21 protein-coding genes, 1 tRNA gene and 1 other annotated feature are annotated in these 21,349 nt (G+C 40.5%); all 22 genes read left to right on the forward strand.

The features are described 5' to 3' along the window. Window positions 1–5 precede the first annotated feature (5 nt). The 22 genes from sdhA (at window position 6) to leuD (ending at window position 21,294) form a co-directional block, all read left to right on the forward strand. Entirely contained in the window at window positions 6–1,772 is a 1,767-nt protein-coding gene (gene sdhA, locus J2S78_RS05175; RefSeq protein WP_306896873.1) for a succinate dehydrogenase flavoprotein subunit, read from the forward strand. Further along, window positions 1,772–2,533: a succinate dehydrogenase iron-sulfur subunit gene (gene sdhB / locus J2S78_RS05180; protein ID WP_306896874.1), complete on the forward strand. Its 762-nt coding sequence runs from the start codon at window positions 1,772–1,774 to the stop codon at window positions 2,531–2,533. Before sdhA ends, sdhB begins: the two co-directional genes overlap by 1 nt. Before the next feature lie 292 nt (window positions 2,534–2,825). Next, window positions 2,826–3,041, forward strand: a complete 216-nt coding sequence (locus tag J2S78_RS05185; protein ID WP_370871521.1) for a helix-turn-helix domain-containing protein — start codon at window positions 2,826–2,828, stop codon at window positions 3,039–3,041. A 394-nt stretch (window positions 3,042–3,435) separates the two neighbouring features. Next, window positions 3,436–3,699: a phosphocarrier protein HPr gene (locus J2S78_RS05190; RefSeq protein ID WP_125556973.1), complete on the forward strand. Its 264-nt coding sequence runs from the start codon at window positions 3,436–3,438 to the stop codon at window positions 3,697–3,699. Further along, window positions 3,699–5,423, forward strand: coding sequence for a phosphoenolpyruvate--protein phosphotransferase (ptsP, locus tag J2S78_RS05195; protein WP_306896875.1), 1,725 nt, complete (start codon window positions 3,699–3,701; stop codon window positions 5,421–5,423). The genes J2S78_RS05190 and ptsP overlap by 1 nt, the downstream gene beginning before the upstream one ends. A gap of 190 nt (window positions 5,424–5,613) precedes the next feature. Then, a complete protein-coding gene (locus tag J2S78_RS05200) occupies window positions 5,614–6,078 on the forward strand; it encodes a MarR family winged helix-turn-helix transcriptional regulator (protein WP_306896876.1) in 465 nt (154 codons plus the stop codon). Window positions 6,079–6,101: 23 nt separating this feature from the next. Continuing rightward, on the forward strand, window positions 6,102–6,908 hold the full coding sequence (racE, locus tag J2S78_RS05205) for a glutamate racemase (protein WP_306896877.1): 807 nt from the start codon (window positions 6,102–6,104) through the stop codon (window positions 6,906–6,908). 142 nt (window positions 6,909–7,050) lie between these two features. Next, the gene (locus J2S78_RS05210) at window positions 7,051–8,157 is read left to right on the forward strand and encodes a GerMN domain-containing protein (protein WP_306896878.1); all 1,107 of its coding nucleotides are present in this window, start codon (window positions 7,051–7,053) and stop codon (window positions 8,155–8,157) included. Between the two features lie 203 nt (window positions 8,158–8,360). Beyond that, a complete protein-coding gene (gene rph / locus J2S78_RS05215) occupies window positions 8,361–9,119 on the forward strand; it encodes a ribonuclease PH (protein WP_125556981.1) in 759 nt (252 codons plus the stop codon). Further along, window positions 9,119–9,709 (forward strand): XTP/dITP diphosphatase, encoded by a 591-nt coding sequence (locus tag J2S78_RS05220; RefSeq protein ID WP_306896879.1) that lies wholly within the window; start codon window positions 9,119–9,121, stop codon window positions 9,707–9,709. The genes rph and J2S78_RS05220 overlap by 1 nt, the downstream gene beginning before the upstream one ends. 26 nt (window positions 9,710–9,735) lie before the next feature. After that, complete coding sequence (locus tag J2S78_RS05225) at window positions 9,736–10,251, forward strand: metallophosphoesterase family protein (RefSeq protein ID WP_306896880.1); 516 nt, start codon at window positions 9,736–9,738, stop codon at window positions 10,249–10,251. Between the two features lie 162 nt (window positions 10,252–10,413). After that, window positions 10,414–10,490: transfer RNA gene (locus J2S78_RS05230), tRNA-Arg, on the forward strand. 270 nt (window positions 10,491–10,760) lie between these two features. Then, the gene (sda, locus tag J2S78_RS05235) at window positions 10,761–10,895 is read left to right on the forward strand and encodes a sporulation histidine kinase inhibitor Sda (RefSeq protein WP_125556987.1); all 135 of its coding nucleotides are present in this window, start codon (window positions 10,761–10,763) and stop codon (window positions 10,893–10,895) included. An 89-nt stretch (window positions 10,896–10,984) separates the two neighbouring features. Next, window positions 10,985–11,680, forward strand: coding sequence for a class I SAM-dependent methyltransferase (locus J2S78_RS05240; protein WP_306896881.1), 696 nt, complete (start codon window positions 10,985–10,987; stop codon window positions 11,678–11,680). 257 nt (window positions 11,681–11,937) lie between these two features. Then, complete coding sequence (gene ilvE, locus J2S78_RS05245) at window positions 11,938–12,849, forward strand: branched-chain-amino-acid transaminase (RefSeq protein ID WP_306896882.1); 912 nt, start codon at window positions 11,938–11,940, stop codon at window positions 12,847–12,849. A gap of 60 nt (window positions 12,850–12,909) precedes the next feature. Further along, window positions 12,910–13,170 (forward strand) — a binding site (T-box leader). Between the two features lie 93 nt (window positions 13,171–13,263). After that, window positions 13,264–14,991: an acetolactate synthase large subunit gene (gene ilvB, locus J2S78_RS05250; protein WP_306896883.1), complete on the forward strand. Its 1,728-nt coding sequence runs from the start codon at window positions 13,264–13,266 to the stop codon at window positions 14,989–14,991. Beyond that, complete coding sequence (ilvN, locus tag J2S78_RS05255; protein ID WP_125556993.1) at window positions 14,988–15,509, forward strand: acetolactate synthase small subunit; 522 nt, start codon at window positions 14,988–14,990, stop codon at window positions 15,507–15,509. Before ilvB ends, ilvN begins: the two co-directional genes overlap by 4 nt. Window positions 15,510–15,541: 32 nt before the next feature. Next, window positions 15,542–16,564, forward strand: coding sequence for a ketol-acid reductoisomerase (gene ilvC, locus J2S78_RS05260; protein ID WP_125556995.1), 1,023 nt, complete (start codon window positions 15,542–15,544; stop codon window positions 16,562–16,564). Continuing rightward, on the forward strand, window positions 16,551–18,098 hold the full coding sequence (locus tag J2S78_RS05265) for a 2-isopropylmalate synthase (RefSeq protein ID WP_306896884.1): 1,548 nt from the start codon (window positions 16,551–16,553) through the stop codon (window positions 18,096–18,098). The genes ilvC and J2S78_RS05265 overlap by 14 nt, the downstream gene beginning before the upstream one ends. A gap of 48 nt (window positions 18,099–18,146) precedes the next feature. Further along, the gene (leuB, locus tag J2S78_RS05270; protein ID WP_306896885.1) at window positions 18,147–19,223 is read left to right on the forward strand and encodes a 3-isopropylmalate dehydrogenase; all 1,077 of its coding nucleotides are present in this window, start codon (window positions 18,147–18,149) and stop codon (window positions 19,221–19,223) included. 46 nt (window positions 19,224–19,269) lie between these two features. After that, a complete protein-coding gene (gene leuC, locus J2S78_RS05275) occupies window positions 19,270–20,685 on the forward strand; it encodes a 3-isopropylmalate dehydratase large subunit (RefSeq protein ID WP_306896886.1) in 1,416 nt (471 codons plus the stop codon). Between the two features lie 21 nt (window positions 20,686–20,706). Further along, window positions 20,707–21,294 (forward strand): 3-isopropylmalate dehydratase small subunit, encoded by a 588-nt coding sequence (leuD, locus tag J2S78_RS05280; RefSeq protein WP_306896887.1) that lies wholly within the window; start codon window positions 20,707–20,709, stop codon window positions 21,292–21,294. Window positions 21,295–21,349 lie beyond the last annotated feature (55 nt).

The raw sequence follows: 21,349 nt of genomic DNA on the forward strand, positions 1-21,349 counted from the left end.
GGTACATGAGCGATGGTAATATTATTGTAGTCGGCGGTGGTCTTGGCGGACTGATGGCGACGATAAAAGCAGCAGAAGCCGGAAAAAACGTTAAACTTTTTTCTGTTGTTCCCGTGAAACGTTCTCACTCCGTCTGTGCCCAGGGAGGCATTAATGGAGCGTTGAATACAAAAGGGGAAGGGGATTCTCCGTGGGAACATTTCGATGATACAGTATACGGCGGTGACTTTTTGGCAAACCAGCCTCCGGTCAAAGCGATGACGGAAGCAGCGCCGGGAATTATCCATTTGATGGACCGCATGGGTGTTATGTTTAACAGAACTTCTGAAGGTTTGCTTGATTTCCGCCGTTTTGGTGGGACACAGCATCACCGTACAGCTTTCGCTGGTGCGACTAGTGGACAGCAATTGCTTTATGCATTGGATGAACAAGTTCGTCGATATGAGGTAGAGGGACTTGTTAATAAATACGAAGGCTGGGAATTTCTTTCGGCTGTTCTTGATGAAGACGGTACCTGTCGTGGGATTACATCTCAGAATTTAACAACGATGGAGATTGAAACATTCCGTGCGGATGCTGTTATTGTAGCTACAGGTGGTCCTGGTATTATTTTTGGTAAATCGACTAACTCGATGATTAACACTGGATTTGCTGCAGCTTCTTTGTATGAACAAGGCGTGTATTATGCGAATGGAGAATTTATTCAAATTCACCCGACGGCTATCCCTGGGGACGATAAGCTTCGTCTGATGAGTGAGTCTGCTCGCGGTGAAGGTGGACGTGTATGGACATATAAAGATGGTAAGCCTTGGTATTTCCTTGAGGAAAAATATCCGGCATACGGAAATCTTGTTCCGCGTGATATTGCGACACGTGAAATTTTTGATGTGTGTGTGAACCAAAAACTCGGTATTAACGGCGAGAACATGGTATACCTGGATCTGTCTCATAAAGACCCGAAAGAGTTAGATGTTAAACTGGGAGGTATTATGGAGATTTACGAAAAGTTCATGGGAGATGATCCTCGTAAAGTTCCAATGAAGATATTCCCGGCGGTTCACTACTCAATGGGTGGTATGTGGGTGAACTATGATCAAATGACCAACATTCCTGGATTGTTTGCAGCGGGTGAATGTGATTATACACAACACGGTGCTAATCGTCTTGGTGCAAACGGGCTTTTATCCGCTATTTATGGCGGTATGGTTGCCGGACCAAGTGCGGCAGAATATGTTAATGGACTAGACAAGCTTTCTGATGATCTTCCTTCTGATATTTATGATAAAAATAAAAAGAAAGAAGAAGAAGAATTTGAAAAAATACTTAATATGGAAGGCGAAGAAAATGCCTATGCTCTTCATAAAGAACTGGGCGAATGGATGACTAGTAACGTAACGGTAGTACGAGATAATGAAAAACTTCTCAAGACAGATGAGAAAATTCAAGAACTCATGGAGCGTTATGAAAATATTAACATGACGGATACGGCACGCTGGAGTAACCAAGCTGCTTCCTTTACTCGTCAGTTAAAGGGAATGCTTAATTTAGCTCGCGTGATGACTCTTGGTGCGTACCATCGTAATGAAAGTCGCGGTGCCCATTACAAACCAGAATTCCCTGAACGAAATGATGAAGAATTCTTGAAAACAACGAAGGCAAAATACAATGCAGCCAAAGGCGGTCCTGATTTTGAGTATGAAGATGTGGACACTTCCCTTATTAAGCCGCGCAAACGGGATTATTCAAAAGGGAAACAAGGAGCTGGTAAATAATGAGTGAAGAAAAAAACATCCGTCTAATTGTAACTCGTCAAGATAATCCAGAAGGTGAATCATATACCGAAGAATTTGCATTGCCGTATCGTCCTAATATGAACGTTATCTCCGCACTTATGGAGATTCGCCGTAATCCGGTAGATGCAAATGGTAATGTAACATCACCGGTTGTGTGGGATATGAATTGTTTAGAGGAAGTATGCGGCGCTTGTTCAATGATCATTAATGGAAAACCACAACAGTCTTGTACCGCACTTATCGATCAATTTGAACAGCCTATACGCCTTGAACCTATGAAAACATTTCCGGTTGTGAGAGATTTAATAGTAGATCGGAGTAGAATGTTTGATTCTTTGAAAAAAGTAAAAGCATGGATCCCGATTGATGGGACTTATGATTTAGGGCCAGGGCCGAGGATGGCAGAAAACAAACGGCAATGGGCATATGAGCTTTCAAAATGTATGACATGTGGTGTTTGTTTAGAGGCTTGTCCGAACGTTAACGACAATTCCGACTTTATCGGACCTGCAGCGTTGTCACAAGTTCGCTTGTTTAACGCTCATCCAACCGGCGAGATGAACAAATCTGAGCGGTTGGAAAGTTTAATGGGAGAAGGTGGACTTGGAAGCTGCGGGAACTCTCAAAATTGTGTAGAATCCTGTCCAAAAGGTATTCCGCTTACAACGTCTATTGCAGCGATGAACCGTGACACATCCTTACAAGCATTTAAAAATTTCTTCGGAAGCGACAAAGCATAAATTATTATTTTTGGCTGTTCTGATACGGGTTTTCCGTACAGAACAGCTTTTTTTGATATAAGTTTTTCAGGATTATAGAATCCTTCTCCTTTCCGCTTACAGACTGTTTTGATATGTAAATCTATAAAGAAATAACTTCAAAAGGGCGTTGGATAACGACACTAGCCCGTAACAGACCGCCTTAAGTAAGCATAAAATATGCTGACTATATTCTTTCCATACTCCGACCCTTACGCCGTCAGGCATAGGACGGGGACAGCCTTGTCAAGAAAGGGTGAAGCCATTGAGGGAGATGGACAGAGGCTACCGTAATCTGCTTACTAAAAGGGAACGGGAAGTCTTTGAATTACTCGTCCAGGATAAGACGACTAAAGAAATAGCTGCCCAGTTATTTATAAGTGAAAAAACAGTTCGTAACCATATATCCAATACGATGCAAAAACTGGGAGTGAAGGGGCGTTCCCAAGCTGTAATTGAGCTAATAAAACTAGGGGAACTTACTATTTAATTTAGAAGCCGGCTTTTCTTTTATTATTTTGGAAAAGCCGGTATTTTAAAGAAATATGGTTAACACAAAAATAATACACAAACTGAAGGAATATGACTTGCTAGTTTTTTTAGGGGATGCTATAATTATTAACAAAGTTTGCAGTGCGTTTTAGTCAAAATATGTTTTGTTTACGTGTTACTGATATGATCAGGCATGAGTAAATGCATCAGGAAGAAATGAGTATGGTTATAGGCTTATTTCTACACTAGCCTTTTGCGTTTGCTCATGCTTTTTTACTTTTTAACACATATTTGATAGTCCATACTAGGACGGGTATCCCGCTTGACTAGATGCTGCATTACTTAGTATGTTTATGTAAGCGATATAAATTTTTTGAAAAGGGGTTTCTATAATGAAAGAACAAAAGTACACTATTACCAACGATACAGGGATTCACGCTAGACCAGCAACTCAGTTAGTTAATAAAGCCGGACAATTTTCTTCTGAAGTAACATTAGAGTACAATGGTAAATCTGTAAACTTAAAGTCAATTATGGGTGTTATGTCCCTTGGTGTAGGGAAAGATGCAGAAGTTACTATTAAAATTGAAGGTTCGGACGAAGAAGAAGCAATGAAAGCGGTAGACGAAGTTGTGAAAGAAGGGCTTGGAGAGTAATGGCTAATACCTTAGAGGGCATTGCAGCCTCGAAAGGAATTGCTTTCGCAAAGGCTTTTGTCCTTGAGCAACCAGAAATGACTATTGAAAAAAAAGAAATAACCAATCAGGATTCTGAAATCAACCGCTTTAAAGAAGCTGTGAACAGCTCAAAAGAAGAACTTCAAATTATTAAGGATAAAACGTTAAAAGAAATGGGAGAAGATAAAGCTGAAATATTTTCGGCCCATCTGCTCGTTTTAGAGGACCCGGAAATCATTGATGGAGTATCTTCTAAAATTAAGGAAGACAGCGTAAATGCTGAACATGCGATGAAAGAAATATCTGATATGTATGTCACGATGTTTGAAGGCATGGATAATGACTACATGAAAGAACGGGCATCCGATATTCGGGATGTTTCCCAGCGCATATTACTGCATTTACTAGGTGTGGAGAACACAAGCTTGGCAGCTATACAGGAAGAAACTGTGGTCATTGCTGAAGACTTGACTCCTTCTGATACTGCACAGTTAGATCTTAATTATGTTCTAGGTTTTGCGACGGATATTGGTGGAAGAACTTCCCATTCCGCAATTATGGCACGTTCGATGGAGATCCCAGCGGTTGTTGGGACGAAAGAAGCTACAAAAGCTGTTTCAACAGGTGATACGATCATTATTGACGGGATGGAAGGTCATGTCCTTGTGAATCCGGAACAAACTGTTGTAGATTCTTATAAGGAAAAACAAGCGGAATACATTCGTCAAAAAGAAGAATGGGCGAAACTTGTCAATGAAAAATCGATAACGACCGATGGACATCAAGTAGAACTTGCCGCCAATATTGGTACTCCTAATGACCTAGATGGTGTGTTATCCAACGGAGCGGAAGGCATTGGTTTATACCGTACAGAATTTTTATACATGGGTCGTAACGAACTACCGAGCGAAGAAGAACAGTTCGAAGCTTATAAAACTGTTCTTGAACGAATGGAAGGTAAACCAGTTGTTATCCGTACTCTTGATGTAGGTGGAGATAAAGAACTTCCTTACTTAAACCTGCCCCACGAGTTAAATCCATTCCTCGGTTTTCGTGCTATCAGGCTTTGTCTTGAGGAAAAGGACATGTTCCGAACGCAGTTAAGAGCACTGCTTCGAGCAAGCGCGTTTGGGAATTTAAAAATAATGTTTCCGATGGTAGCTACACTTGAAGAATTCAGGGAAGCAAAATCAATGGTGGATGATGTTAGAAAAGATCTTCTTAAAGAAGGACAGGCTGTTGCAGAAAAAGTTGAGACTGGAATTATGGTGGAAATCCCTTCCACTGCTGCCATTGCTGACTTGTTTGCAAAAGAAGTGGACTTTTTCAGTATTGGTACGAATGACTTAATTCAATACACTCTTGCAGCAGATAGAATGAGTGAGAAAGTGGCTCATCTCTATCAGCCTTATCACCCAGCTATTCTCCGTCTTGTCAAAAACGTTATAGAAGCTGCTCATAAAGAAGGAAAGTGGGCAGGGATGTGTGGCGAAATGGCAGGCGAAGAAACAGCAGTTCCGTTGCTCCTAGGCTTAGGCCTTGATGAGTTCAGCATGAGTGCTACCTCTGTACTTCCGGCAAGAAGTCAGGTTCGAAGTCTTTCCAAACAGGATACAGAATTATTAGCAGAAGAAGCAATACAGTTACCAACTTCTAAAGAAGTAGCTGAATTAGTTGAGAAAAAAGGTTTTATTGTCTCTTGAGAATGATGAACTACCGGTACGGATAATGCGTGTCGGTAGTTTTTTTCGTATTAGATGTGGCTGTTGAACGCTAGACAACATAATATATAGGTAACGGCCTTACAAAGCTGTGACGATGCCCTTAGAATTCTTGCAATGTAGATTGAAAAAAGAGAAAATGTAAAAAGATAGATAAACAGGGAGGAAAATTATGGCGGATCAAACCCAAGTAACAGGGATTGAAAAATCATTAAGGCACGTGTCTTATATCGTCAAACAAAAAGGAAGAGAAATTTTAAATCAATTTCCTATCACGCCGCCTCAATTCGTTGCATTGCAATGGCTCCAAGAAGAAGGAGAAATGACGATTGGTGGTTTATCACAAAAAATTTCTTTGGCATGCAGCACTACAACTGATTTAGTAGACCGAATGGAAAAAAACGATTTAGTCGAACGTGTGAAAGATAAAAAAGATCGTAGAGTTGTTTATATTCATCTGCTCGAAAAAGGGGAAAATATTATTAAAGAAGTGGTGAAGGAAAGGCAGCTCTATTTGCATAATATATTAGGTCATTTTTCCACCGAAGAGGTACGTAATGTGGAACAAAGCATCATGATGCTTCATGACTGTATGACATCGGTAGAAATCGAAAAAGAACGTGAAGATATTAAATAATAATAGAAATTGAGGGACATCTCGTGAATCAACCAATTGGAATCATTGACTCTGGTGTCGGAGGATTGACTGTTGCTCGCGAAATAGCACGTCAGCTTCCTAAAGAAAGGATTATATATATAGGTGATACTGCTCGTTGTCCGTATGGACCGCGTCCTGTGCAAGAGGTTCAACAGTTTACATGGGAAATGATCGAACGACTACGGCAAGAAAATATAAAAATGCTTGTTATTGCTTGTAATACAGCTACTGCCGTTTTACTCGATGAGGTGAAAGAAAAACTAGACATTCCAGTAGTGGGGGTTGTTCAACCAGGGGCAATTACAGCATTGAAAATCACAAAGAATAATCATGTAGCTGTCATAGGAACCGAAGGAACGATTGCAAGCGGTGCCTATGAGAAAGCTTTACGGACCATTAATGGGGAGGTAGAAGTAGATACATTGGCATGTCCGCCTTTTGTCCCGCTTGTAGAACAAGGCATATGTGAAGGGGAAGAAGCAGTATCTATCGTACGAAATACATTGACCCCGCTTGCTACATCATCATATGATACACTAATTCTTGGTTGTACTCACTATCCGCTTCTCTCTGAAGTAATACAGGATGTTGTTGGACAATCAATTTCTTTAATTTCTTCAGGGGATGAAACAGCAAGAGAAGTTAGCACAATTCTTCATTACAATGGAATATTGTATACTGGTGCTCCTTCGTCTGATCATACATTTTATACAACCGGCAAGGCAGATCATTTTCGACTTATAGCTAATCGCTGGCTCGATGGACACGCTACAGATGTTCAATCGATTCATCTCGGCGAAGTAGTATAAAACAAAATCTCAGGTACATATCGTAACAGGATTGTGTATAATGGGTCTTCCACTTTTTCTTACAAATTTTCATTGATTGTTAGGTCTATTTCTTTTCTAGGCTCGTATAAATATTAGTACAAACTGGTCTGGGAGGGAATGGATGATGAAAACAAGATGGATAAGTGGGGCAGCAGCATTCCTTATCGTACCCTTTGTTTTACAAGGATGCGGTTTTGGCAATAATGAAGGTTCTGAGGAGATGGATGAGCCGCCTGAAGAAGTTACAGAAGAGATTGAGTGGGAAGACTTAGAATCAGGTGATGAAGAAGGTGACACGGAGGAAGAAGAAATGGAAGGATCATCTTCTGAAGAGGGGGATGAAACGGATGGGAACACAGATACAGTAGAGCGAGAGTTATATTTGTTGGATGAAGAAGGTATGGTCGTTCCGCAAACATTTGAACTTCCTAAAGAGGAAGGGGTACTGAATCAATCTCTCGAATATCTTGTATCCGAAGGTCCATTGACATCTATGCTTCCTAATGGTTTTCAGGCTGTACTTCCTGCTGGTACTGAAGTGGATGTTCATCTAACGGAAGATGGAACAGCAATCACTGATTTTTCACCTGAGTTTAGAGATTATGATCCAAAGCATGAACAATCTATTTTGCAAGCTGTAACTTGGACATTGACGCAATTTGAAAATGTTGACGATGTATCCTTTCAAATAAATGGGTATGAGCAAGAAACGATGCCTGTAAATGACACTCCTATTGGTGAATCGTACAGCAGAGAAAATGGGATTAATCTAGAAAATGGTCAAGTTAGTGATATGACTGGTAGTGACAGTGTAACAATATACTTTTTATCCCAAAATCAGGATGAATCTTATTATGTGCCGGTGACTCGCAGAATCAAAGGGCAAGAAGACGGAAGTCTTTTAGGTGCAGCTATGGAAGAACTAGTAAAAGGTCCGTCTCCGGAAAGTTCTCTTTATGATGTGTTTCGTGAAGGTACTTCTTTAGCAGATGAAGTAATAATTGATGGAAAAACAGCGTCTCTCTCTTTTGACGAAGGTCTTTTAACCGAGCAAGAAGGAACTGCTGTCTCGGACGAGGCCCTACATGCTATTGCCCTTTCTGCAACGGAGTTTGAGGGTATTGAAGAAGTTGAATTAAATGTAGAAGGAGTAGATGATGTCGTTAAAGTCAACGGCGAATCTGTGGAGCCTTTAGCTCGTCCTGCTCTTGTTAACGCTGACCTTTGACGAAGCAGGAGCGAAATGAAATAATAGAGCGATGTCTTCATCGATAAACTTTGATATGTGTATATTATTGAAATATTGAACAAATATTAAATACTTCGGCTTGCACCTTAGTACTACTGGTGATAAGCCGAGTTTTATTTGCAAAAACGAGACATGAATTAAAAAAGTTGTTGCTCTCGGCAACATCAGGAGGATGAAAAAGAATGACACGTATTGATGGAAGAGAAAACAATGAAATGCGGCCGATAACGATGGATACCGATTATTTAAAACACCCGGAAGGATCTGTGTTGATTACAGTTGGGGACACGAAAGTAATTTGTACCGCCAGCATTGAAGATCGTGTCCCCCCTTTTATGAGAAACTCGGGAAAGGGATGGATTGCTGCAGAATATTCAATGCTGCCAAGAGCAACAGAACAACGAAACATTCGTGAGGCAGCAAAAGGAAAATTAAGTGGAAGGACGATGGAAATTCAACGTCTTATCGGTCGTTCGCTACGTTCTGTTGTTGATCTAACAAAAATTGGAGAACGTACGATTTGGATTGATTGTGATGTAATCCAAGCAGACGGAGGAACTAGAACGGCATCGATTACAGGGGCATTTGTAGCAATGACAATGGCGATTAAAGAATTTATTGATCTTAAAAAGATTAAATCATGGCCTGTTACTGATTTTTTAGCAGCTGTGTCGGTTGGAGTTGACCCGGAACAGACAGAATTGCTAGACTTATGCTATAAAGAGGACGCATCGGCGGCGGTTGATATGAATATTGTCATGACAGGTACAGGAGAGTTTGTAGAGTTGCAGGGTACCGGTGAAGAAGCTTCTTACTCAAGAGAACAACTTAACCACATGTTAGACCTTGGAGAGAAAGGGATGCAGGAGTTGTTTAACCTGCAGCGCGAATTGCTTGGGAGCACAGCCGATCATATAACCAATTTAAAGGAAGCGGAATAATGGAAAAGATAATTATTGCTACGAAAAATCAAGGTAAAATCAAAGAGTTTCAAGAAATGTTTGGTCCTAAGGTTGAAGTGAAATCTTTACTTGACATGGAAGTGAAAGATATCGAAGAGACGGGAGAAACATTCGAAGAAAATGCCGTCATTAAAGCGGAGGCCATTGTAAATGCATACCATCTTCCGGCTATAGCTGATGACTCTGGGCTTGAAATAGACGCCTTAAATGGGCGTCCTGGAGTGTATTCTGCACGATATGCCGGAGAGGACAAAAATGATGAAAATAACATAACAAAAGTACTCGAAGAATTAAAACAAGTTCCAGAGTCAGATCGTTCGGCACGTTTTGTTTGTGTCATGGCAGCAGCTGTTCCTGGGAAAGAAACAAAGACGTATCGGGGAACGTGTGAAGGACAGATAGCGTTTTCAAAAAAAGGAACAGAAGGATTTGGCTATGACCCTGTATTTTTTGTACCAGAAAAAAATGCTACAATGGCTGAACTTTCATCCGAAGAAAAAAATGCAATCAGCCACAGACACCATGCCCTTCAGAAACTTGTACAAAACTGGAATAATATTTATGGTTAATGTTGTTTAAAAGGAGAGACTTATGTATGGAGTGTTTAATCATTAGTGATAGTCATGGCAGTGAACAAGAATTAGAAGAAGTGATAGAGCGACATCGCTCATCCGTAGATGCTATTTTTCATTGTGGAGATTCTGAACTAAAACAATCCTCTTCGATCCTTCGTTATACATATCCGGTGCAGGGAAACGTTGATATTCCAGGGGAGTTCCCAGAAGATAGAACAGAAGAAATAAAGGGAATACGGGTGTATATTACCCATGGGCATCTATACAACATTAAAATGACTCACGTGCCGCTTTCTTATCGAGCGGAGGAAAAAGAAGCTCGTATGGCTTGCTTTGGCCATAGCCATGTCCCAGCCGCTTTTGAAGAGAATGGCGTTATTTTCGTAAATCCAGGCAGTCTACTGCAACCAAGAAGCCGTCCTGAGCAAACATATGCTATAGCTTCGTTTGATACAAATGGAGGAGCAGAAATTCGATTTTTAGAAAGAAAATCAGGGGAAGAATTGAAAGATCTTTATCAATCGTTCCCGAAATAATAATAAAAAGACGTTCTTGCTGTCATCTAAGGTTTTGATGACAGCAGCAAACGTTACTTTCTCGTATTACAAATTAAATAATGGAACCATAAAAAACCGGTTGACTTCACATCTTGAGTGTAATAAAATTATTTATGTCGCTGCAAAACAGAGATAAAAAATGTCCCAGTAGCTCAGCTGGATAGAGCAACGGCCTTCTAAGCCGTAGGTCGCAGGTTCGAATCCTGCCTGGGACACCAAATTAATACATACGAAATGATAAATATATCCGTATTTACATCGTATAATATAGTGGAATCTCATGCCTCTTTTATTAGACTTAACTGTCTGACAAAAGAGGTATTTTTTATTTGTATCATACAAGCAGGTTTTGTCTTATTTAGTGTGTGGTATTAAAATTAAATGATAATAAAAAACATTTAATATATAATGATTTAAAAATGTTTGAAATATTAGAATATTAGTTTATACTTAACGAGGTATATAAAATAACTATAGGAGGAAAATCGATGGAGTTAAAACGAGTATCAACCTCTGTACTTTTAGAATCCTACCAGAAGGCTAAAGAAATGGATCTTAATGATGAATTTATTCTTGTATTAAAAGAAATGTTAGAGAACCGCCTATATACAACAACCAAATAATACCGCAAATGCATCGTTCCCTATTTTTTAGTAATGGGGGACGATATAATAGGGATGAAAGAATTTAGATAGAGATAAGGATGAAAAAAATGAGTCAAATCAGAGAAAGAGCACGTTATTACTATACCCATCTTTACCACAATCACACATTATTCGAAAAGGGTTCATGGCTTGAAACCCCTTCGGAAACCATTCAAAAATACATTCCGGTTATCCAAAAAACGCCACATAGCAAAGTTTTGGATTTAGGATGCGGACCTGGCCGTCATGCTATTCCTGTAGCTAAGGCTATCTCTCCTCAAGGTGGACAAGTAGTGGCTGTTGATTATCTGCCTGAGGCCATTGAACAATTAAAAATGTACAGTTTTCAATATGAAGTAGAAAATAGTGTTCAGACTGAGGTGGCAGAAGTAGAAAATATCGACATACCTGAACAAAATTTCGATTGGGTATTTGCAGTTTCTCTGCTTGAGCATGTATCTTCTGAAACAGCCCTTTTACAATTACTTCTGCGTATAGAAGCCGGTGTCATTTCAAAGCGTTATGTCACATTTGTAATTGACACAGACGTTAAAGAAAGAGAAGCAGGAACACAAAAGATGTTGGAACCTCTCGTTGAACAAAATATGGAAGCATCCGAAATGAAAAAATATTTACGGCAAGCATTTGCGTCCTGGCGTATTGTAGTCGAAAAAGAAGAGCAACATTACAATGTTGTTAACCGCGAACAACGAACGATTGAACAGTCAAAAAAAGTAATAACTTTTCTTGCACAAAAATATTAATCATTTGACTGGCTTCTTTTTTTTGAGAGAAAAACTGACACAAAACCTTGACATATATATAGCGTAAGCGTATTCATTTATTTACACGCTTGTTTGAATCGTCTAATAATTTTAAAAAAACGGTTGACCAACAACGTCAATCGGCGTATTATAAACGTCAAATACGATAATGATATAAAATATTAATTATTTCGCTGAAATAAACCATATAACAACATTGAAATAAATTTAAAGAGAAGCATCAGAGGTGATCAGCCATGGAGGAGCAATGGATATATTTAGACGGAGAATTTGTAAGGAAAGAAGATGCAAAAATTTCCGTTTTTGACCACGGCTTCTTGTACGGTGATGGTGTTTTTGAAGGCATTCGGGTTTATAACGGTAATGTGTATAAATTAGATGAACATCTCATACGTCTTTATAATTCCGCCAAGTCAATTATGCTTGAAATACCGCATACGATGGATGAAATGACGGAAATTATAATCGAAACCTTGAAAAAAAATGAATTACGTGATGCTTATATCCGTCTGGTTATCTCTCGTGGAGTTGGTAATCTGGGATTGGATCCTGCATCGTGTTCAAGCCCTCAAATTGTCGTTATCGCAGAAGAATTAGCCATTTACCCAAAAGAATTTTATGAAAATGGCCTTGACATTATTACGGTTGCAACAAGAAGAAATCGACCGGACGTCTTAAGCCCAAAAGTAAAATCTCTTAACTATCTTAATAATATTCTTGTGAAAATTGAAGCCAGCCTTGCCGGTGTTAGTGAAGCTTTAATGCTTAATAACGAGGGGTATGTAGCGGAAGGCTCTGCGGACAATATTTTCATTCTCCGGGGTGGTGTACTTTATACGCCGCCAGGATATATAGGAGCTTTAGAAGGTATAACCCGCCAAGCAATAGTTGAACTTGCAAAAGAATTAGGTTATGATTTGAGAGAAGAACCTTTTACTCGTCATGATGTATATACAGCCGACGAAGTGTTCCTGACAGGTACTGCTGCTGAAGTCATAGCAGTAGTGAAAGTAGACGGCCGTATTATAGGAGACGGGAAACCTGGTACAGAAACACAGCGCTTACTTGATGCTTTTCGTAAAAAAGTAGTTGAAGACGGCGTAAGTGTTTATCCAAAAGAAACAGAATCTGAAATAGAAATCGGATAAATTATTTCTGAAGATGTACAATATTTTAAAGAAGTATCATACACTAATAAAACAGAATATTATAAAACGTAGAAGAGGAAAAGTAGTTTTTGGTCTGAGTTTTTACAGAGAACCGTTAGAGCTGAGAAGCGGTAAAACCACCATGAACGAACTCGCCTCCGAGTGCCTTTGTGAAAACGACAGTTAGTAATTTAGGCCGGGTGACAAGTATGAACGACTCACTCGTTAAATAAACAGACGGAGCAACATGTTCTGTCTTGAGGCGGTTGTGAAAACCGTGAAAAAGGGTGGTACCGTGAAAGTAATCTTTTCACCCCTTTGACCAGCTAATCTCTGGTCGAAGGGGTGGAAAGATTTTTTTATATCTACAGGATAATGAAAACATTAAAAATTGGAGAAAGGGAGGAAGCAAAGATGGGTCCTAAAATGGAAGAGGTACAGGGTCGCAAGCTAAAAGAAGAATATCAAGAAATGACGGGGGCTAGCATGCTTATTCAAGCATTGGGCAGGGAGAAAGTGGATGTCATCTTTGGCTATCCAGGCGGAGCCAACCTTTCTACCTATGATGAAATTTATAGAACCGGAATTCATCACGTATTGGCTCGTCATGAACAAGGAGCAGTCCATGCAGCAGAAGGTTATGCAAGAGTTTCAGGAAAACCGGGAGTCTGCGTTGTTACATCTGGTCCGGGAGCTACTAACGTTGTGACGGGCATTGCAGATGCAATGATTGATTCTCTGCCTTTAATTGTTATTACAGGTCAGGTCGCTACTTCTGCAATCGGAACAGACGCATTTCAGGAAGCGGATGTCATTGGAGTAACAATGCCAATCACAAAACACAATTTCCAAGCACGCGAAGTTGAAGATTTACCAAGAATGATTAAAGAGGCCTTTCATATCGCGACGACAGGGAGGCCGGGACCGGTTTTGATTGATCTTCCTAAAGACGTAGCAAGTACCTCTGGCATTTTCAATTATGAGCAATCCATAGATTTGCCGGGTTATCAGCCAACTGTTATTCCAAATAAACTTCAAATTAAAAAGTTAGCCGACGCAGTAACAGAAGCGAAAAAGCCGGTGGTGTTAACTGGTGCCGGTATTCTCCACGCACATGGTGCTGATGAATTGATGGAGTATATTACAAAGCAGCAAATCCCGGTAGCAAGTACTTTACTTGGTTTAGGTGCTTTCCCGGGGAACCATGAACTGTTTCTCGGGATGGTAGGGATGCACGGCACGTATACTGGGAACATGGCACTACATGAAGCGGATTTACTTATCAGTATTGGGGCCCGTTTTGATGACCGAGTAACCGGCAATTTGAAATACTTCGCACCAAATGCAAAAGTAGCCCATATTGATATCGATCCGGCAGAAATCGGAAAAAATATTGAAACACAAATTCCTGTTGTTGGAGATGCTAAAGAAGCATTGCGTATGTTGAATGAATATGACGGCACGCCGGGTGAGTTTTCAGCTTGGAAAGAACAACTAAACAGCTGGGAAGAGGAATACCCACTTTGGTACAAAGAAGAAGGTGAATCGTTAAAGCCCCAACGTCTTATGGAGATGATTTATGAAGAAACAAAAGGAGAAGCGGTTGTTACCACAGACGTTGGCCAACATCAGATGTGGGCTGCTCAATATTATAAGTTTGATAACCCGAACTGTTGGGTTACCTCAGGCGGCCTAGGAACGATGGGCTTTGGTTTCCCGGCCGCCATAGGAGCACAATTTGCGGCGCCGGATAAACAAGTAGTAGCGGTTCTCGGAGATGCTGGTTTTCAAATGACAGCTCAAGAAATGTCCATTTTGCAGGAATTGAATTTACCAGTAAAAATCATTCTTGTGAATAACGCTTCTCTTGGAATGGTCCGTCAATGGCAAGAGTTATTCTATGATCAGCGCTATTCTAATTCTATCTTTCCTATACAGCCAGATTTTGTGAAAATGGCTGATGCTTATAATATTAAAGGTTGGAAGATAGAGGATCCAAATGAAATGCAAGCGGCTTTAAGAGAAGCTTTAGATTATGAAGGACCTGTTTTGATGGATTGCCGCGTAGAAAAAGATGAGAATGTATATCCAATGATTGCCCCTGGTAAAGGTCATCATGAAATGGAGGGAATCAAACCGTGAAACGAACAATTGTAGCAACAGTAAATAACACATCCGGCGTAATGAATCGCATAACAGGGTTATTTGCCCGCCGCCAATTTAACATTGACAGCATAACTGTAGGGATGACTGAAAACCCATCGGTATCAAGAATGACATTTGTTGTAAGTGTAGATAACCAACGCGGGCTTGATCAAGTTATAAAACAATTGAATAAACAAGTGGATGTGCTGAAAGTGCGCGATATTACCGATGATGCGACGGTTGAAAGAGAGCTTGCACTAATTAAAGTAGTGTCTGCTCCACAACATCGCGGAGAAATATCCGCTCTTGCTGAACCATTTCGTGCTTCCGTTGTTGATGTTGGTAGAGAAAGTATTACCCTTCAAGTAACAGGGGATCAGCAAAAGGTAGAGGCATTGATTGATTTGCTCAAACCATATGGCATCAAGGAACTCGCAAGAACAGGTATTACAGCCTTTAAACGAGGCACGACAAAAAGCGATTTTGAAACCCCGAAATATTCTATTATTCATTAAACTTAATTCTAAAAAAAGGAGAGGTATTAATCATGGCAAAAGTATTTTATAACGGAGATGTAAACGAAGGTGTACTACAAGGAAAAACAGTGGCAGTAGTGGGGTATGGTTCTCAAGGTCACGCTCACGCTCAAAATATGAGAGAAAGCGGCGTAGATGTTATTATCGGCCTTAGAAAGGGTAAATCTTGGACAAAAGCAGAAGAAGATGGATTTAATGTTTATACTGTACAAGAAGCTACAGCGAAAGCTGATGTGATTATGATTTTGCTTCCGGATGAGTATCAACCTACTATTTATGAAAACGAAATTAAACCTGAATTGAAAGAAGGAAAGGCTATCGCTTTCGCACACGGCTTTAACATTCACTTCAATCAAGTTGTTCCGCCAGCTGACATTGATGTCTTCATGATAGCGCCAAAAGGTCCGGGACATATTGTTCGTCGTACATTTGAAGATGGTGCTGGAGTCCCATCCCTTATTGCGGTTTATCAAGATGCGACAAACCAAGCAAAAGACGTTGCTCTTGCATATGCCAAACAAATCGGTTCTGGCCGTGCAGGCATTATGGAAACAACGTTCCAAGAAGAAACGGAAACAGACCTTTTCGGTGAGCAAGCTGTTCTTTGTGGCGGAACTTCCGCGCTCGTTAAAGCAGGTTTTGAAACACTTGTAGAAGCTGGCTATCAACCAGAAGTCGCATACTTTGAGTGTCTCCATGAAATGAAGCTCATTGTTGACTTGATGTATGAAGGTGGATTAGAAGGAATGCGTCACTCCATTTCGGATACAGCGCAATGGGGAGATTTCCAAGCAGGACCTCGTATCATTACAGATCAAACTAGAGATGCCATGCGTGACATCCTTTCAGATATTCAAACAGGACGTTTTGCTAAAGGCTGGATTTTAGAAAATCAAGCAAATCGTCCAGAGTTTAATGCGACAAATGCTCGTGAAAATAGACACCAAATTGAAGAAGTTGGACGCGAATTAAGAGAAATGATGCCATTTGTCAAAGGCAAATCTAAAGGAGTGGTGGGTAGTGCGAAAAATTAACGTTTTTGACACGACGCTTCGTGACGGCGAGCAATCTCCCGGTGTGAATTTCAACTTTGAAGAAAAACTTCAAATAGCAACACAGCTGGAACGCCTCGGTGTGGATATCATCGAGGCCGGATTCCCGGCTTCATCCAAAGGGGCTTTTCAATCAGTGAAGAGTATTGCTGAAACAGTGAAAGGCAGTTCTGTAACCGGTCTTTCTCGTTCTGTCCAAAAAGAAATCGATGCGGCGTGGGAAGCGTTAAAAAATGGGGAAGAACCGAGGCTGCATGTATTTATCGCAACATCACCCATTCATATGGAGCACAAACTTCGCATGACACCAGATCAAGTAATTGAAAATGCAGTGGAGTCCGTTAAATATGCTAAAAAACGCTTTCCGCACGTGCAATTTTCGGCAGAAGATGCTTGCCGTTCTGATCTTGACTTTTTAGTAAAGATCATTGAAAAAGTAATTGATGCCGGAGCGGAAGTCATTAATCTTCCAGATACTGTCGGTTATGTCACGCAGGAAGAAATTCGTCATATATTCAGATACGTTAAAGAGAAAGTGCCAAACAGTGACAAGGCTATTCTTTCTACACATTGTCATGATGATCTTGGTATGGCAACGGCTAATTCTCTTGCTGCCGTGGAAGCAGGGGCAGGCCAAGTTGAAGGAACGATTAATGGAATAGGAGAGCGTGCAGGTAATGCTTCACTAGAAGAGATTGCTGTCGCTTTAAAAATCCGTAACGATTTTTATAAAGCTGAAACAGGCCTTACGTTGAATGAAATCAAACGAACAAGCAGCATGATAAGTAAGCTTTCCGGCATGGTTGTACCAAACAATAAAGCTGTCGTAGGAGACAATGCTTTTGCGCATGAATCAGGTATTCATCAGGATGGTATGTTAAAAGAAAAGTCCACGTACGAAATCATCACACCTGATTTGGTTGGAGTCACATCCAATCGAATGGTGCTAGGAAAATTAAGCGGACGCCATGCATTTAAGGAAAAGATTGAATCTTTAGGATATAAGGCAACAGAACAAGAGTTGAAAAAAGTGTTCGAAGCATTTAAGAGTCTTGCAGATAAAAAGCATGAAATCACAGATGAAGATATATTTGCATTAATGTCGGAAGAAAAAGCCGGGGAAGCTGTGAACTATTACGATGTAGAAACGCTTCAGGTTAACTATGGAACAACAAATATACCGACAGCGACTGTTACTATTAAAGATCCAAAGGGTGAAATTGTACAGGAAGCTGCTACCGGATCGGGAAGTGTAGAAGCCGTTTATAATACAATTGGACGGATTATCGGAGGCGAAATACAGCTTAAGGATTATCGAATTCAATCGATTACCGGTGGCCGGGATGCATTAGCAGAAGTTTTTGTCCAAATTGAATATAAGGGCGAAGAAGTTTCTGGTCGAGGTACGGCAAATGATGTACTCGAAGCGTCAGCTAAAGCTTATATTAACGCTGTGAATCGGGTATTGAACCGTCAAAATGGATTGCGACAGCAAGCAGAAAAAGTAAACGTATAACGCGCTTAAATCGTCAATTTTCTACGTATCTGTAAGGGAGAGAAAAGGATGAACAAAACAATAACAATTCTTCCAGGAGACGGGATTGGTCTTGAAGTAGTGAAAGCTACAACTGTCGTACTGGATAAAATAGCTGATATGTATGGGCATCATTTTGACTATCAATATGCAGACATTGGTGGTGCTGCAATAGATAAATATGAAAATCCGTTGCCGCAAGAAACCATTAATGCTTGTAAAAACAGTGATGGGGTACTCTTAGGTGCCGTTGGAGGACCAAAATGGGATAACCATCCTAAAGGTATTCGACCTGAACAAGGGCTGCTTGGCATTCGAAAAGAACTTAAACTATTTGCCAATTTGCGCCCGGTTACAGGTCACGAAAGTTTAACAGATTCTTCTACTCTTCGAAAAGAAGTAGTAGATAACGTAGATCTTATGATATTGCGGGAGCTCACCGGCGGGCTTTACTTTGGTGAACCACAAGAACGCCGTCAAGTAGATGGAGAAGAAGCGGCTGTTGACACCCTCCAATATAAAAAATCAGAGATTGAAAGAATCGTCCGCCAAGGATTCGAAATGGCAAAGCTCCGCCGTAAACAGTTAACATCCGTTGATAAAGCTAATGTGCTTGAATCGAGTCGTTTGTGGAGAGAAACAGTAGAAGAAGTGAAAAAAGATTACCCGGAAGTGGGATTAGATCACATGCTCGTTGATAATGCAGCAATGCAACTTATTCGTGACCCGAAACAATTTGATGTCATTGTAACTGAAAATATGTTCGGCGATATTTTGAGCGATGAAGCATCTATGCTGACAGGTTCTCTCGGAATGCTTCCGTCTGCCAGTGTAGGGAGTGAAGCACCTGGTTTATACGAACCGGTTCATGGTTCAGCTCCAGATATAGCTGGTGAAGGAAAAGCAAACCCATTGGCGACCATTTCATCGGCTGCGATGATGTTGAAATATTCATTTGATATGCAAGAGGAAGCCGATTCAGTGGACCGAGCTGTAGCAGACGTCCTTACAAACGGCCATCGTACAGGAGATATTGCTAAGCAGGGAGAGCCTGTTTTATCAACAGAGGAAATGACGGAAAAAGTATTAAATGCCTTGAAAAAATAGAGATTAGATGACACTTAAAATATATGAAAAAAGCGAGGGAAGTAAGATGAAACCAAAAACAATTGTAGAGAAAATTTGGGAAAGTCACAAAGTCCTTTCTGAAGAGGGAAAACCGGACTTGATGTATGTCGATTTGCAAATGGTACATGAAGTAACTTCTCCACAAGCTTTTGAAGGACTTCGTCTTGCAGGCAGAAAAGTCCGTCGCCCGGATTTAACGTTTGCAACAATGGACCATAACGTACCAACTGAAAACAGATCATCGATAAAAGACGAAATTTCCAAAAAACAAATGGAGACTTTGTCACAAAACTGCGAAGAGTTCGGGGTTGAAGTAGCAGGCTTAGATAGTCCTAACAACGGAATTGTTCATATAATCGGACCAGAATTAGGTCTAACTCAACCTGGTAAAATCATTGTCTGTGGAGATAGTCACACTTCCACCCATGGTGCGTTTGGTGCTCTAGCGTTTGGAATAGGAACAAGTGAAGTAGAGCATACGCTTGCAACTCAAACGTTGTGGCAGTCTCCACCAAAGACAATGGAAGTACGAGTGAATGGACGCTTGAATCCTGGAGCTACAGCAAAAGATATTATTTTGGCTGTTATTGCAAAGCACGGTGTGGATTTTGGAACTGGATATGTGCTGGAATATACAGGAGAGGCTATTCGTGGTCTTACCATGGAAGAGCGGATGACCATTTGTAATATGTCAATTGAAGCTGGGGCTAGAGCAGGTTTGATTAGCCCGGATCAAGTAACATTTGACTACTTGGAAGGACGTAAAAATGTTCCAAAAGGGGACGATTACGAGAAAAAGGTTGCAGAATGGAAAGCTCTAGCAACAGATGAAGGTGCAGAATATGACGCCATTGTAGAAATTGATAGTGAGGAAATTCAACCAATGGTGACATGGGGAACAAATCCATCCCAGGGAGTAGGAATTCATGGAACGGTTCCATATCCTGAAGACGCAGAAACTGGGGCTGAGAAAAAGGCTATTGAGCAGTCATTAGAGTACATGGATTTAGAACCAGGTACAAAAATGACAGATATTTCTATTCAACATGTGTTCCTAGGTTCATGTACGAACGCTCGAATCAGTGATCTTCGCGCAGCAGCTAAAATCGCTGAAGGAAGAAAAGTCGCTGATGGTGTAAGAGCAATGGTAGTACCAGGTTCGCAACAAGTAAAAATGCAAGCAGAAGAAGAAGGACTAGACAAAATATTTAAAGAAGCAGGGTTTGACTGGAGACAATCCGGTTGTAGCATGTGTTTAAGCATGAATCCTGATTTTGTTCCAGCAGGAGAGCGCTGTGCTTCTACATCTAACCGAAACTTTGAAGGTCGGCAGGGGAAAGGTGCACGCACTCACCTTGTTAGCCCGGCTATGGCAACTGCGGCTGCAATCGCAGGACACTTTGTAGATATTCGCCACCTAGACGAAACAGTTACGAATTAAAACGAAAAGAGGGTGAAGGTTATGGAACCAGTTGTGGTACACACAGGAAATACTGCCGTTTTACCGCGGGTGAACGTGGATACAGATCAAATTATACCAAAGCAATTTTTAAAACGTGTGGAACGTACTGGATTTGGTCAATATTTATTTTTTGATTGGCGTTTTCTAGAAGATGGAAGCGACAATCCTGATTTTGAATTAAATCAACCGCAAGCTGAAGCTGCTTCCATATTAATTGCAGATCATAACTTTGGCAGTGGTTCTTCGAGGGAACACGCTCCTTGGGCGTTGCAGGATTATGGAATTCGTGTCATTATTGCTCCTAGTTTTGCAGATATTTTCTATAGTAATTGTTTTAAAAATGGCATTCTTCCGATCCGTTTAGCAGAAGAAAAAGTTTATAAACTCATGGAAAATGGGAAAGATAGCAAGTATGAAGTAACAGTTGATTTACCTAATCAAACGATTAAGGATAACAACGGTTTTGAAGAAACTTTTGAAATTGATTCGTATTACAAAGAAATGCTTATAAACGGCTGGGATGAAATTAGTATTACTTTGCGTTATGAAGACAAGATTGATCAGTACGAAGAGAAGATGAAGGTTTAATACAGGAAGGCGGCCTGTACTGTGGCTGCCTTCTTTTTTACACACATTCGTGCTG

The organism is Salibacterium salarium (assembly GCF_030813635.1).
In the GTDB taxonomy this organism is placed as follows: Bacteria; Bacillota; Bacilli; order Bacillales; family Marinococcaceae; genus Salibacterium; species Salibacterium salarium.